The sequence below is a fragment of the Brevibacterium sp. FAM 24630 genome (genome assembly GCF_049804075.1).
GTDB lineage: Bacteria > Actinomycetota > Actinomycetes > Actinomycetales > Brevibacteriaceae > Brevibacterium.
In genome coordinates, this window is sequence record NZ_JBNBZD010000039.1 from 1 (window position 1) to 13,504 (window position 13,504).

The window sequence follows — 13,504 nt, forward strand, 5'->3', positions numbered from 1 at the left end:
GTAGAAGGAGCCTAGAAACAGGTGGCGCTGAAGTCGAATATTCGGGGGCGCTCACGACGCCGGTCGACACCCAAGACAGGTGGCGCTCAAAGACGAGCGCAGTGGCGCCCAAGAAGCCGAATATTCAGCGACCATGGTCGTCAATATACGTCCTCGTCGTTTCAGGCGATGTGTCGTCGGTTCGGGGTGGTCCAGTCGATGGGCAGGGTCGGGTCGAGTGCTGATAATGCCCTGGCGGAGTCGGTCAACGCGGCGTTGAAGCGGGAGACGCTGCAAGGAGCGAAGCGGTGGGTCTCGGACCTCGAGTGTCGTCGTGAGGTGTTTCGGTGGTTGGTTCGATACAACTCGAGGCGGAGACATTCGAGTCTGGGTTATCGAGCACCGGTTGACTTCGAGGTCGATTACACATTTATGATGGGCATTGCCGCCTGATAGTACACATTGATGTGTCCACTTCCAGGGGTTCACGCCCGATGATTAGAGAACTCTCCATCAAACCTGGTGCTTGAGAGCCTAAAGTTTCGTCAATCGTTCAACCGCCAACCTGAGGTCAGTCATTGGACGGGGCCTTTGCGCGAAACGGTTGTTCGGGACCGAGCGCGCTGTTGCTGCATATATCGGTCAAAGGTGTCCCTCCATTGCGGACAGAGGCTGTAACCAGAATGGAGTACTTCCTCCACCGCGAGTTCGGTGGGGAACCCGAACGTGTCATACAAGGTGAAGATATCCTTCCCAGTCATCCCCGTTGGGCCTCGTCGGTGGAGTTCCTCCAAGCCCTTGCGAAGCGTGCGCAGGAACACGCGTTCTTCCTTCTCCAAAACCGTCATGATCGTCTTGTGCTGCGTGTCTAGTTCCGGATAATTGTCATTGTAGAGGACGGTGATTACCGAAACTGTGGTGGGCAGAAAGAGCTTTTGAATTCCGATTGCCTGCCCATACCGGATCGCCCGACGTACCAGTCGGCGCAGCACATACCCGCGTTCTTTGTTCGCCGGCCGCACCCCGGCCACGATCATGAACACTGCTGCACGCAGGTGGTCGGCAATCACACGCATGCCAACTGTCGCGTCCCGGTATGAGCGGCCGCTGAGCTTCTCCAAGTGTTCGATGATAGGGCGAAGGACACTGATTTGGAATATGTCCGGGTCGTCGTTCGCAGCCGCAGTGATCCTTTCCAAGCCGCCACCAAAGTCGACATTGCGGTGAGTCAGCTGGGTGAAGGTGCCGTCGGGTTGGCGTTGATATTGCATAAACACCTGGTTCCCGATCTCCATGAATCGACCACTTTCGCTAGCCGGATGTGGCAGACCATGGGTCGGGTCGTGGTGCTCAGGGCCGAAGTCGAAGAATACTTCACTGTCGGGCCCACAAGGGTCCCCAACCGGAGTGCCAGCCAGCCCCTTACCTCGGCTCCACCAGTTTTCCTCGTCGCCATAGAAGAAGATGCGTTCCCCGGGACTGATGCCACGGGCGTCCCCGTCGGATTGGGTCCCGATCACCGCGACCTGGGCTTCAATTCCGGCGTCGGCGAACACTTGCTTCCAGATCTGCGCCGCTTCCTCGTCACGTGGGACACGTGCCGAAACATCGCCGCCGAACACGGTGACATACAAACGGTGGGGATCCAACCCGACAATGCGGGTCAAGAAATCGAAGAACCAGCGGATCTGCTGCTCTTTGAAGTAGTCACCGAGGCTCCAATTCCCTAGCATTTCGAAGAACGAAGTGTGTCGATTGTCGCCGACTTCAACCATGTCCTGTGCCCGTACTGCTGGTTGGCAGTTCGCCAGCCGCAGACCCGAAGGGTGCGGCTCACCCAGTAGGTATGGCATTAACGGTTGCATGCCGCTGCCGGTAAACAAGGTGGTGCCATCTTCTTCCGCCACGAGGCCACTGCGTGGAATGACGGTATGACCGCGTCCCTGGTAGTAGTCAAGGAAAGCAGTGCGGATATGCTGTGCGCGCAAAGGCATAGGTGATCGCTTCCTGAAGTAGTTGAATAGGCAATTGCTCGGATCGAAAGGTTCTGCCCGCCGTGCGATCAAGTTCGGGACCGCCACTACCGGGACAGATCCGGCCCGAGGAGTGGCGAGGACTATCGACGGCCTCCTGGCTACAAAGGTCTTCAACGGCGGTGGGGAGTACCAGCTCGTCAGAGCCAGAATCTACCTTCACCCGCGCGGGTGGGCGTAAACGAGCTCGGTGAACCGTTGCACGTAGTTCTGGAGGAACTCCACAGTCGTCTCAGCAGCGATAGCCCCGTCCTCATCAAACAAGCTCGGCGACTGGCCGAGAAACACTTCCGGTTGGCCAGGGGTAGGCATGTCGAAGTAGGACAGGGCCAGGCGGAGGTTCTTCTGGGAGCTGTAGCCGCCCATGCGGCCCACGGAATGGCTGATGATCCCGGCCGGGAGGTTCTTCCACGCGACGTCACTGTTGGGCTTAGAGCCGATGTCGATTGCGTTCTTCAGGCAGGCTGGGATAGTGCGGTTGTTCTCAGCGGTTACGAATAACACGCCGTCGGAGGCTTTAATAGTCTCCCTGAAGTGCGTGTACGCCTCTGGGGTTGGTTTGTCGGAGACGTCGGGGTCGTCATAGTCGAAGTCGTAGAGCGGCAGGTCGCGGATTTCGACGATCTGCACGTTGTAGCCGTCAGGGAAGCACCTGATGACCTGGTGGGCGATCTTGCGAGCGTAGGAACCGCGGCGCAGACTGCCGATGATCACGGAGATGTTCTTGGTCATAAGGGGCCTTTCATAGTTGATGAGGATGGTCGGGCGACAAAAGTCAGAAGTCCCAGTCGGCGTCGCTGGTGTCTTCGCCCTTGCCGATGACGTAGGAGGAACCGGACCCGGAGAAGAAGTCGTGGTTCTCATCAGCACCTGGTGCCAGTGCGGCGAGGATTTCCGGATTGACTTCGGTCTCTCCCGGGCTGAAACGTGCAGGGTAGCCGAGGTTCATCAGTGCCTTGTTCGCGTTGTAGCGTACGAACACTGCCACGTCGTCCATCAGCCCCAGCGGCTCGTACAGTTCACCTGAGTAGGCGAGCTCTAGCTCGTAGAGGTCTTCAAGCAGCTCGTAGGTGAACTCGTGCATCTCGTTCTGCCGTTCAGATGCCTGATTCTCGATGCCTCGCTGATATTTGTAGCCGGAGTAGTAGCCGTGCACGGCCTTATCCCGCAGGATGAGGCGGATCATGTCTGCGGTGTTGGTCAGTGTGGCGTGCACGGAGAAATGCAATGGCAGGTAGAACCCTGCGTAGAGCAGCAGCGAGGACAGCAGAGTAGAGGAGACCTTCCGTTTGAGCGGGTCGTTGCCGTAGTAGTGTTTCAGTACCTTTTTGCACCGCTGCTGAAGCAGGTCGTTGTTTACGGCCCACCGGTAGGCGTCGTCGATCTCCGGAGTGCTCGTCAGGGTGGAGAACACCGAAGAGTAGGACCGGGCGTGCACCGACTGCATGAACGCGATGTTGGTGTAGACGGCCTCTTCGTGTTCGGTGCGAGCATCCTGGATCTGACAGATCTCCCCGACTGTGGCTTGCACCGTGTCAAGCATCGTCAGCCCGGTGAAGACACGCATAGTGAGAGTTCGTTCCTTCTCGGTGAGCCTCTGCCAGGCGGGGATGTCGTTGGATAGTGGCACCTTCTCGGGTAGCCAGAAGTTCGCGGTGAGCCGGTTCCATACCTCGAGGTCTTTCTCGTCGCCGACGCGGTTCCAATTGATCGGTCGCAGCCTGGCCAATGGGTCGTGGCGGTATTTGGGCGGGGTAACCGAGGTCTCGGAGAGCGGGCAGGTGGGGTTAGTGGTCGTCATGCGGGTTCCTTAGGTATGGGCTGGATTGGGTCAGAGTGTGCAGGAGACGCAGTTCTCGATCTCGGTACCTTCGAGTGCTGGTTGGCGCAGTCGGATGTAGTAGAGGGTTTTGATGCCTTTGCGCCACGCGTAGATCTGAGCGCGGTTGATGTCGCGAGTCGTGGCAGTGTCGCGGAAGAACAGGGTGAGCGAGAGCCCCTGGTCGACGTGTCGGGTTGCTGCGGCGTAGGTGTCGATGATCTTCTCGTAGCCGATCTCGTAGGCGTCTTGATAGAAGCCGACGTTGTCATCACTCATGTGCGGGGCCGGGTAGTAGACGCGGCCGAGCTTGCCCTCCTTGCGGATCTCGATCTTCGCCGTGACCGGGTGGATCGAAGCGGTCGCGTTGTTCACATACGAGATCGAACCGGTGGGCGGGACGGCCTGCAGGTAGGCGTTGTAGATTCCGTGCTGTTTCACCGACTCGCGCAGCCGTACCCAGTCCTCGCGGGAAGGGATGGTCACGCCTGCGTCTGCGAATAGTTCGCGCACCCGCTGAGTGGCGGGCAGCCAGTCATGTTGGGTGTATTTGTCGAAGTAGGAGCCGTCGGCGTAGGTCGAGTCCTCGAAGCCGGCGAAGGTCTTACCGCGCTCAATCGCGATTTGATTCGATGCGCGGATCGCGTGATAGGTGATGGTAAGGAAGTAGATGTCAGTGAAGTCAATGCCTTCTTCGCTGCCGTAGTGGATGCGCTGGGAGGCGAGGTAGCCGTGCAGGTTCATCTGGCCCAGTCCGATTGCGTGGCTGGTTTCGTTCCCGTTCGCCACGGACGGGACGGCATCGACGTTAGTCTGGTCGGAGACACTGGTCAGTGCCCGCACCGCGGTTTCCACGGTCGACCCCAGGTTCGAGGAGTTCATGGCCTGAGCGATGTTGAGTGAGCCGAGGTTGCAGGAGATGTCTTGGCCGATTTCCTGGTACCCGATAGCGGAGTCGTAGGTCGAAGGCGTGTTGGTCTGCAGGATCTCGGAGCAGAGGTTGGACATGTTGATGTGACCTGCCAGCGGATTGGCACGGTTGACGGTGTCTTCGAAGAGCACATAGGGGTATCCGGACTCGAATTGGAGCTCGGCGAGGGTCTTGAAGAACTCTCGGGCGCTGACCGCGTTCTTTCGAATCCGCGGGTTCGCCACGAGCTCGTCATAGTGGTCGCTCACCGACAGGTCTGACAACGGCGTACCGTATTCGCGCTGCACGTCGTAGGGGCTGAAGAGGTGCATGTCCCGGTTATCCTTGGCCAGTTGGAAGGTCACATCAGGGATGACGACTCCCAGGGAGAGGGTCTTGATGCGGATCTTCTCGTCGGCGTTCTCGCGCTTAGTGTCGAGGAAGCGAAGAATGTCGGGGTGGTGGGCGTGCAGGTAGACCGCGCCTGCGCCCTGCCTAGCGCCAAGCTGGTTGGCGTAGGAGAACGAGTCCTCGAGGATCTTCATCACCGGCACCACGCCGGAGGCTTGGTTCTCGATTCGTTTGATCGGAGCAGCGACCTCACGCAGGTTCGACAGCAACAGCGCCACGCCCCCGCCGCGCTTGGACAGTTGCAAGGCGGAGTTTACGCTGCGACCGATGGACTCTAAGTTGTCTTCCACGCGCAGTAGGAAGCAGGAGACCAGTTCGCCGCGCTGGGCTTTCCCCGCGTTGAGGAACGTCGGCGTCGCGGGCTGGAAGCGACCGGAGAGCATCTCGTCGACCAGCCCGGTGGCCAGTTGCTCGTCGCCCTGACCGAGGTAGAGCGCGGTAGCGACCACCCGTTCTTCGAACCCTTCGAGATAGGTGGTGCCGTCGAAGGTTTTCAGAGCATACGAGGTGAAGAATTTGAAGGCTCCCAAGAAAGTGGCGAACTGGTGCCCCACGGAATGGGCGCGCTCGTGCAGTGCGCATAGAAATTCCGGGGTGTAGGCTTCCAGGAATTCGGACTCGTAGTAATCGTGGTCCACTAGCCACTCCAGGCGCTCGGCCGCCGAGGAGAAGACCTTGGTGTTCGGGACCACATGCTGGCGGAGGTACTCGGCGGCGGCCTGACGGTCCTTGTCGAACTGGATCGAGCCGTCGGGGGCGAACAGGTTCAGTTCGGCATTGAGCGCGTGGTAGTCTTTCCGCTCTCCGATGCCGGTGCGCACGGGAACCTCTGAGGCGATGGTGGTCATGCGGTTGTCCTCTCGTTGTTGGCCTGGTCCCAGAAGCGGTCCAGGCCGTTGTTGACGGTTTCGATGTCGCGCTGTGTGCCCAGCAGCTCGAAGCGGTAGAGCTCGGGCACGCGGCACTTGCGCGAGATGATGGGCCCGGCCAGGCAGTAATGCTCGCCGAAGTTCGTGTTCCCCGCGGTGATCACCCCGCGCAGCAGAGCGCGGTTGTCCGGGTCGTTCAGGAAGGCGATCACCTGCTTCGGAACCGCACCCGCCTGTTCCCCGCCGCCGTAAGTCGGCACGACCAAGACGAAGGGGCATGCCACTCGAATCATGCCCTCCAAGCGTGGGCGCAACGGTATGCGTACGGCAGGACGGTCGAGCTTATCGACGAATCGACGGGTGTTCTCCGAGACGCTGGAGAAATACACCAGGTCCGGCGATTCACCCTCGTGCAGCTCTCGGATCGGATAGGTCGTCTGTGGCCGCGGTCCATGCACCACTACAGCCCTCCTAGAACTAGAAACTCTTTTTGCCAAGCCTTCTGCGCGTACCTCAGTTGAGGCTTCTGAGGTTTCCCCGCCGTGCTTTTTGTAATTCGGTACACCGATACTATAGATTCGGCGTACCGAACTTCAAGCGCGACTCGGTGTCCGGCGCCCCAACCGAAAGGATTGATGATGAACGAGAGTGCACAACCGCAGGGCACCTGGATCGAAGCGATCACCGTGTTCGAGGAACTTCGCGCTGGCAACACCGATGGCGCTCTTGAAGTAGTGAGAACGTGCTCAGACGTCGAGCGGATGCTCGGATACCTCTTTCGTCTGACGTCCCTGTTTCTCAGGAGCGCACGCTCGGAGGACATCGACCACTTCATAGAAGCCGCACACCGGGCGGAACCTCCACCTACTCTCAGGTATCGATGAACGGGGCCGCCGGCGCCGGTTGCGATACTGCGCGATTTGAAGTCCGTCATATAAACGCTGAAAGCCCACTCTGTCGCAGTCTGAGCTTTTGAGAACATGAATCGAGAAATGAGTGATGGGAATGCAAATCAATTTGAAGTCGAAACTCGCTCTGATCTCTGCGTCGGCGCTAGCCCTGACAAGTTGCGGTGCTGGGAACGCGGAGTCGTCGTCGACCGAAGGTAAGCCTCAGGTGTTGACGACGTTCACCGTCCTTGCCGATATTGCCGACAACGTAGCCGGCGAACACCTGGAGGTGGAATCGATCACCAAAGTCGGTGCCGAGATCCATGGATATGAACCCACTCCCAAGGATGTGGCCAAGGCGTCAGAAGCCGACTTGATTCTTGACAATGGGCTGAATCTGGAGGCATGGTTCGAGCAATTCGTCGAACAGACCGACGCCCCGCATGAAGTCGTTTCCGAGGGTGTCGAACCAATCGACATTTCCGAGGACGCCTATGCGGGCAAGCCGAATCCCCACGCATGGATGAGCCCTGTCAACGTCTAAATCTATGTCGACAACATGGTCGATGCTTTCAGCGAGCTGGATCCAGATCACGCCGCCGACTTTCAGTCCAATGGAGAGTCGTACAAAGACGAACTTCAAACCGTTCAGGATGACCTTGTCGGTGAGCTGTCGACACTGCCAGACAAAGAACGAGCCCTCGTCACGTGTGAGGGCGCTTTCTCCTACCTCGCCCGGGACGCGGATCTCGACGAGCGCTACATCTGGCCTGTGAATGCGGAGCAGGAGGCAACCCCGCAGCAGATTTCCTCCACTATCGAGTTCGTCAAGCACAATGACGTTCCCGCAGTATTCTGTGAGTCCACCGTCTCGGACAAACCAATGCGACAAGTCGTTGACGCCACCGGCGCGGAGTTTGGCGGGACACTGTATGTCGACTCGCTTTCAGAAGCGGACGGACCTGTGCCAACATACCTTGAGCTCATTAAGCACGACGCTGACACCATCACTGAAGCTCTGACGGGTGGGAACAAGTGACTTCAGCAATCCGTGCTGACGGTGTCACAGTGCAATACGGCGACGTCAGGGCACTGGAGGATGTCAGTCTCGGAGTGGAGTTCGGTTCCGTGACAGGTCTGATCGGAATGAACGGGTCGGGGAAGTCCACTCTGTTCAAAACGATCATGGGACTGACCCGCCCGGTTCAAGGCACCGTATCGATCAACGGCAGGACACCGACGCAAGCACGGAAAGAAGGCTTGCTGGGATACGTGCCACAAAGTGAGGATGTTGACTGGACGTTCCCCGTCAGCGTCCGCGATGTCGTCATGATGGGCCGCTACGCGTATCAAGGATTCACTCGAAAGCCCACGTCGGCGGATCGTCAAGTGGTCGAACAGGCACTAGAACGCGTCGGGCTCCAGACCTTCGGTTCTCGACAGATCGGACAGTTGTCTGGTGGGCAGAAGAAACGCACATTTGTCGCTCGTGGACTTGCGCAAGGAGCCAACGTGCTATTGCTTGATGAACCCTTCGCTGGGGTAGATAAGAGCAGCGAATCGACCATCGTTCAACTGCTGCGTGAACTCGCCGATGAGGGGCACTGCGTGCTCATCTCCACTCACGATCTGCATGCTCTGCCACAACTGGCTGATGAGGCAATCCTTTTGCTGCAGTCAATCCTCTTTCAAGGTCCTGTCGCCGATGCTCTGCGCCCCGAGAACCTCTCACTGGCATTTGGTCTCGACATTCGAAGGGCAGAAGAATCCGAATGAACCTCTACAGTCTCGTCATCGAACCACTCCACTACGAATTCATGATCAGAGCACTGACCACCACAGTGCTCGCTGCAATCGTCTGCGCACTCTTATCGTGCTGGCTGATCCTGGTCGGCTGGTCTCTGATGGGTGACGCTGTTTCGCACGCAGTTCTTCCCGGGGTCGTCATTGCCTACATCGCAGGGATCCCCTTCGCCGCCGGTGCGCTGGTTTTCGGATTCATCGCAGTCGCAGCGATCGGCATTCTTCGAGGAACTAGTCGGATCAAGGAAGACGCTGCCATCGGCATCGTCTTTACGACCCTGTTTGCCCTGGGGCTAGTGCTGATCTCGACGACGCCGAGTCACACCGACCTCAATCACATCATCTTCGGCAACATCCTCGGCGTTTCGACTTCGGACCTTCGACAGATTGCGCTGCTTGCTGTCATCGCGTTCGCCGTCCTGATTGCCAAGCGCCGCGACCTGACTCTGTACGCATTTGATCCGACTCACGCTTACGCAATCGGCCTGTCGCCGCGGGTTCTCGGAGCGCTGCTGCTTGCACTCCTTGCTCTGACGACAGTGGTAGCACTTCAGGTTGTCGGTGTCATCCTGGTCGTGGCGATGCTCATCATTCCAGGAGCGACCGCCCACCTTCTCACCGATAGATTCAATCGAATGCTCCTCATCGCGCCCATCATGTCGGCGTTGTCCTCGGTGCTAGGGATCTACCTGAGTTACTGGTTGGATGCCTCATCTGGCGGTCTAGTTGTGCTTGTCCAAGGTGTCGTCTTCACCGGTGTTTACCTGTTCAGCCCCAGCCACGGGCTGATCGCCAAGTCGCGGCAACATCGCCGGACCAACGACCAGTGGAAGCGGCACTCGGCAGAGGCTCAAGTTCCGTGATCGACGAGTACCTCCGCGGTCTCTGGGAGCTGGAGGAGTCGAAAAACAAGTCCATGACCCGGGCCCAGCTTGCCGAGACTCTGCAACGCAGTCGGCCTGCAGTGACTCAGTACCTTCGAGTCCTCGCCAGTCACAATTTGGTCAGGCAGGAGCATTATGGGCCACTTTCATTGACCGAGGCCGGCGCGTGCAGGGCGCTGTCGGCTGTGCGCGCAGAAAGAATTTGCCGCTGCCACCTCTTTACGATTCTCAGTGTTCCATGGCACCGCGTATTGAAAGAGGCATCGGTGATGGCAATGGCACTGAGCTCCGATGTCGTGGAGACGATGGCTGCTCTTGCCTGCAGCCCCGAGCTCGATCCCTATGGCAACCGAATACCAACAAAGGTAGACGATCTGCGACCGGGAGACGGCGAACCTCTCGCCGCTCTCCCGACTGCTCACCTACTTCAAGTTTCGAGAATTGGACGCGCCCCTGAGCATCTACTCTTCGAACTGGAGCGGAAGAACATCCTTCCGGGCACCCACATCACCCTCGAGAAACACCCTGATGGCCAGAGCAGTCTCACATTGGAGCCAGACGATAACGTTGTAGTCCTCAGCGACGATGCCTCCGAGTATGTCTACGCAACTTCAACAATTCAGTAGCGCCGTTCTTACGACAACTCACGCAGCAGAGCACGGGGATACCCACATGGCGTCGCTGGCCGTGCGCCCGAGCGTCACGCCAGCTCCATTGCCTCCCTCAAGGTGAATCACAATAGAATCAGAGAATGGAGGACCGGCTTCGGTGCTGAAATACGATCCGACATGAATGCCGTACTCAGCCAGAAACTGCAAAAGGTTGGGATCGGAATCCGAAATCCGCTCGACACGGACTCGGCTTCCCGTTCCGACGTGTGTCAATGGGGTCGCAGCCGGGCGATCAATGGTTCCGTCTGCAGCTGGAATGGGGTCTCCGTGAGGGTCGCGATCGGGGTGGTCGAGATGTTCGGCGATACGGTCGACCATGAAGTCTGACACCGCATGTTCGAGGGTCTCGGCTTCGTTATGCACCTGGTCCCAGGTGTATCCGAGGACCTCGACGAGGAAGGTCTCGATGAGGCGGTGACGACGGACCATCGCAAGGGCATAGACTCGACCTTGTGCCGTCAGAGCAATTGACCCGTACGGCGTGTGCGCGACGAGCCCCTCGTCCGAGAGTTTGCGAATCGCGTCGGATGTCGTTGACTGCCTGACCCCAACCTTCTGGGCAAGCGCGGTGGTCGTGACGGGAGCATCAGACCACTCGCCCAAACTCCAAAGTGCTTTCAGATAGTTTTGGGCGCTGTCAGAGAGTTCAGTGACGGACATGGTCGAAGATTACCAAACTGTTCTGTCCGTCCGATCGTCAGCCCGTTTGCTTGGGTTCTTCACAGTTTTTGCGTTCAGGTTCGTGCATCACGAGCGTTGCTATCGATGACGCCGGGGACAAGGTCAGGCTGTCTGTCAGATTCGTCCTTGTTCTCATCCTCTTCGCCCGCGCCCGCCTTCTTCCCAGTTTGGTAGTCATCGGCGGCCTGACGGATCGAGTCGAATTTGGCGTAGAACCCGTCGCCGGGACAGCTTGTTTGGCCAACGTCGCGATGTCCGACAATCGCTTTCATCTCCTCCCCGGCTAGTGATGTCGAGCCACCCGCTTTCACCCCGCTCAAGGACAGCTTCCACCCGACCACCTCCGCGACCGCATCAAGAGTGCGCTGGGGCGGTGCCTTCTTGTCATAGTCGCCGAGCACGGAAATGCCGAACGATCCTGTGTTGTACCCGGCGGCGTGAGCGCCGACTACGGCCTTCTTTACCCCGCCTGCGCGCCCCTCCCAGAGTCTTCCGTATTTGTCGACGAGCATGTTGTAGCCGATGTCCGACCACCCTCGACCCGTGATGTGAAACGACTGGATCCCTCGTAGAATCGCAGGCACATCCTCTGCGGCATAGTCGTTGTTGCCATCGGTGTGATGGATCACTGCGGCGGAGACTGAGTCCGCGATCGTGGGAGAATTTCGTACCAGTTTTTCGCTCGCACCCCAGTCTTTACGGGTAGCGACTTCGGGCTGGACAACAGAGTTCTTCGCCACGTTGGCCGCCGATGCTGCGCATAGTGGACAGGTGCATCCGCCCGTCCGTGTGCAAGGTGGTACCGAGGCGTGGTCAATTGAGTGGGCATGCTGCGACACCTCCCGATCAACCGATTCCGAACTCTTGGGCGCATTCTCTGCCACCAGTTCTGAATCGCCGGGGTGCCTCTTCGAAGCGACACTGACGACCTTGGCATCGGCTGGACTGCCGCCGTCACCGAGAACACGCAACTGAATACTGTCTGTATCAGTGGTGTAGTAGGGGTCCGTGCCGCGCGAGCCCTCCCCGGCATCCGAAGCATGCAGGTGCTGCCACCCGGACCAGCGGCCATTCGTGTGAGTTCTGATCTCGAACTCGACCCGAACGTCGTCGTCGAATGCGATTCCTACGACATTCGGTGACGCTGACGGCAGATCGATGACATCGGACAATGCCGAAATCGTGATTCCGTCCGTAGTTTCAGCGGCACCTGATCCCGTTGGCGTTGCAAGGTCCCCATCCTTACGATCATTGGACACATGAGGGCTCTCGGTCGACGATGGGCTCGTCACGGCTTGGTCCTGTGCATGAGCGACAACGGCGCTGGTGAAATGAGCCGAAGTATCACGAAGGCTCTGCGGAGCGCGCAGCAACGGCGGCAGGGATGTGGTCTTCGTCCGCGTGACTGACCTCGTCGTCGACGATGCGTCCCTGGCCCCTGCCGAAAGTGCCCCGGTTGCGCTGATTCCAGACAGCGGAGATTCAGAGACTTCAGGATCGCCGGAGTGCAGCGACGCGGAGGCGGGTGGAAGGCCGATGTTCACCGCCAACGCCAGGGATCCGGCTGCCGAAAGTGTGAGTAGCTTCGTATGCATGAAGGTCCTTCTCGGGGGAAGTTCGTGAAAGGCATGTTCAGGGTATCGGCTTAACGAACAAAAGTCTATGTTCAGTAGATTACACGTTGCAGGAACAGTGCACTACGGTGCGCAGTCAAGCGACACGACAGTGTCGCACGACATCGACAGACGTATTTCGGAGTAGCCGAGGGGTTCGTTCACGAGCGCTGGGTGGGATGGTGTCGACGAGACTCGTTGAGGGCACTATCGAGTTTGATTCTGGAAATCGGTCGTCGGCCTCGGAACGTGACCTCGACTGAAGAGGCCCGCCGAGTTGAAGTTGTTCAATGATTTCAGATGCCGGGGCCGCGTTCATGGTCTTCATGGGTATTGTCGCAACATGTTCGATCGATCACGGGTTTCGCCTCGAGCTTGGCTGGCTCTCGGGCCAACGATCGTTACGATGCGAGCCGATTAGCCTTGATCCACCGATGTAAGTAGCCGGATCAAGCCGTTCGTGGAATGGAAATGCCCCTCCTGAGCTGGGAAAATGGTGATGTTCTAAGTCAACATTCCCGGCCAAGAAAGGGGCACCTCTCAGGTGCTATTCAATCACACGCCCACGGCTGTGTCTCATTCCTTCGATGATGAGAACCTCACCGCGACCACCGGGCTGGTCCCGATCATGGGCCTCGCCCAGAAAGCCGGCCTGCCAGACCTCGCCGACGACAGGTTGACCGTGTCGACCACCGGCGCTGATAAAGGCGCGAACCCAGCAGCGAAGCTGGCCACACTGGTCGCGGGGATGGCCGCCGGGGCTGACTCGATCGATGACATGAACCTTCTCCGCCACGGCGGCATGACACACCTCTTCGACCGTGTCTACGCCCCTTCGACGCTGGGTTCGTTTCTGCGTTCGTTCGCCTTCGGCCACGTTCGGCAACTCGACGCGATCTCCTCCCGCTTCCTGACCAACCTCAACGAACACACACCACTGC

General features: G+C 58.7%; 11 protein-coding genes and 3 pseudogenes. 7 read left to right on the forward strand and 7 right to left on the reverse strand.

The window, feature by feature from the left end; genetic code table 11:
• Positions 1-126 precede the first annotated feature (126 nt).
• Positions 127-432 (forward strand): annotated as a pseudogene (locus tag ACPUD7_RS17230) (transposase); the annotation flags it as partial.
• 122 nt (positions 433-554) lie between these two features.
• On the opposite strand, the gene ACPUD7_RS17235 reads toward ACPUD7_RS17230, so the two are convergent.
• The 5 genes from ACPUD7_RS17235 to nrdI form a co-directional block, all read right to left on the reverse strand.
• The gene (locus ACPUD7_RS17235) at positions 555-1,973 is read right to left on the reverse strand and encodes an alanine--tRNA ligase-related protein (RefSeq protein WP_205683413.1); all 1,419 of its coding nucleotides are present in this window, start codon (positions 1,971-1,973) and stop codon (positions 555-557) included.
• Between the two features lie 198 nt (positions 1,974-2,171).
• Positions 2,172-2,744 (reverse strand): NADPH-dependent FMN reductase, encoded by a 573-nt coding sequence (locus ACPUD7_RS17240; protein ID WP_425120601.1) that lies wholly within the window; start codon positions 2,742-2,744, stop codon positions 2,172-2,174.
• A 43-nt stretch (positions 2,745-2,787) separates the two neighbouring features.
• Complete coding sequence (gene nrdF, locus ACPUD7_RS17245; protein ID WP_083248685.1) at positions 2,788-3,813, reverse strand: class 1b ribonucleoside-diphosphate reductase subunit beta; 1,026 nt, start codon at positions 3,811-3,813, stop codon at positions 2,788-2,790.
• A 30-nt stretch (positions 3,814-3,843) separates the two neighbouring features.
• Positions 3,844-6,000 (reverse strand): class 1b ribonucleoside-diphosphate reductase subunit alpha, encoded by a 2,157-nt coding sequence (nrdE, locus tag ACPUD7_RS17250; protein WP_069599732.1) that lies wholly within the window; start codon positions 5,998-6,000, stop codon positions 3,844-3,846.
• Entirely contained in the window at positions 5,997-6,446 is a 450-nt protein-coding gene (nrdI, locus tag ACPUD7_RS17255) for a class Ib ribonucleoside-diphosphate reductase assembly flavoprotein NrdI (RefSeq protein ID WP_151505493.1), read from the reverse strand. Before nrdI ends, nrdE begins: the two co-directional genes overlap by 4 nt.
• 213 nt (positions 6,447-6,659) lie before the next feature.
• Between nrdI and ACPUD7_RS17260 the strand changes: the two genes are divergently transcribed.
• The 5 genes and pseudogenes from ACPUD7_RS17260 to ACPUD7_RS17280 all read left to right on the forward strand — a co-directional run bounded on the left by ACPUD7_RS17260 (position 6,660) and on the right by ACPUD7_RS17280 (position 10,224).
• Positions 6,660-6,905, forward strand: coding sequence for a hypothetical protein (locus ACPUD7_RS17260; RefSeq protein ID WP_145998939.1), 246 nt, complete (start codon positions 6,660-6,662; stop codon positions 6,903-6,905).
• Between the two features lie 121 nt (positions 6,906-7,026).
• A pseudogene (locus ACPUD7_RS17265) lies at positions 7,027-7,950 on the forward strand (metal ABC transporter substrate-binding protein).
• Positions 7,947-8,687, forward strand: a complete 741-nt coding sequence (locus ACPUD7_RS17270) for a metal ABC transporter ATP-binding protein (protein ID WP_009882356.1) — start codon at positions 7,947-7,949, stop codon at positions 8,685-8,687. The pseudogene ACPUD7_RS17265 and the gene ACPUD7_RS17270 overlap by 4 nt, the downstream one beginning before the upstream one ends.
• The gene (locus tag ACPUD7_RS17275) at positions 8,684-9,577 is read left to right on the forward strand and encodes a metal ABC transporter permease (RefSeq protein ID WP_009882354.1); all 894 of its coding nucleotides are present in this window, start codon (positions 8,684-8,686) and stop codon (positions 9,575-9,577) included. Before ACPUD7_RS17270 ends, ACPUD7_RS17275 begins: the two co-directional genes overlap by 4 nt.
• Positions 9,574-10,224: a metal-dependent transcriptional regulator gene (locus ACPUD7_RS17280; protein ID WP_164742781.1), complete on the forward strand. Its 651-nt coding sequence runs from the start codon at positions 9,574-9,576 to the stop codon at positions 10,222-10,224. Before ACPUD7_RS17275 ends, ACPUD7_RS17280 begins: the two co-directional genes overlap by 4 nt.
• 18 nt (positions 10,225-10,242) lie before the next feature.
• Here ACPUD7_RS17280 and ACPUD7_RS17285 read toward each other — a convergent pair whose 3' ends face one another.
• Entirely contained in the window at positions 10,243-10,929 is a 687-nt protein-coding gene (locus tag ACPUD7_RS17285) for a metal-dependent transcriptional regulator (RefSeq protein ID WP_425120602.1), read from the reverse strand.
• Positions 10,930-11,003: 74 nt separating this feature from the next.
• The gene (locus tag ACPUD7_RS17290) at positions 11,004-12,545 is read right to left on the reverse strand and encodes a peptidoglycan recognition protein family protein (protein ID WP_425120603.1); all 1,542 of its coding nucleotides are present in this window, start codon (positions 12,543-12,545) and stop codon (positions 11,004-11,006) included.
• A gap of 589 nt (positions 12,546-13,134) precedes the next feature.
• On the opposite strand from ACPUD7_RS17290, the pseudogene ACPUD7_RS17295 reads away from it, so the two are divergent.
• Positions 13,135-13,504 (forward strand): annotated as a pseudogene (locus tag ACPUD7_RS17295) (IS1380 family transposase); the annotation flags it as partial.

Excerpts from the sequence above, each read along its gene's own strand:
- ACPUD7_RS17235 (WP_205683413.1), bottom strand. The coding sequence starts at position 1,973 with ATGCCTTTGCGCGCACAGCATATCCGCACTGCTTTCCTTGACTACTAC.
- ACPUD7_RS17240 (WP_425120601.1), bottom strand. The coding sequence starts at position 2,744 with ATGACCAAGAACATCTCCGTGATCATCGGCAGTCTGCGCCGCGGTTCC.
- nrdF (WP_083248685.1), bottom strand. The coding sequence starts at position 3,813 with ATGACGACCACTAACCCCACCTGCCCGCTCTCCGAGACCTCGGTTACC.
- nrdE (WP_069599732.1), bottom strand. The coding sequence starts at position 6,000 with ATGACCACCATCGCCTCAGAGGTTCCCGTGCGCACCGGCATCGGAGAG.
- ACPUD7_RS17260 (WP_145998939.1), top strand. The coding sequence starts at position 6,660 with ATGAACGAGAGTGCACAACCGCAGGGCACCTGGATCGAAGCGATCACC.
- ACPUD7_RS17275 (WP_009882354.1), top strand. The coding sequence starts at position 8,684 with ATGAACCTCTACAGTCTCGTCATCGAACCACTCCACTACGAATTCATG.
- ACPUD7_RS17285 (WP_425120602.1), bottom strand. The coding sequence starts at position 10,929 with ATGTCCGTCACTGAACTCTCTGACAGCGCCCAAAACTATCTGAAAGCA.
- ACPUD7_RS17290 (WP_425120603.1), bottom strand. The coding sequence starts at position 12,545 with ATGCATACGAAGCTACTCACACTTTCGGCAGCCGGATCCCTGGCGTTG.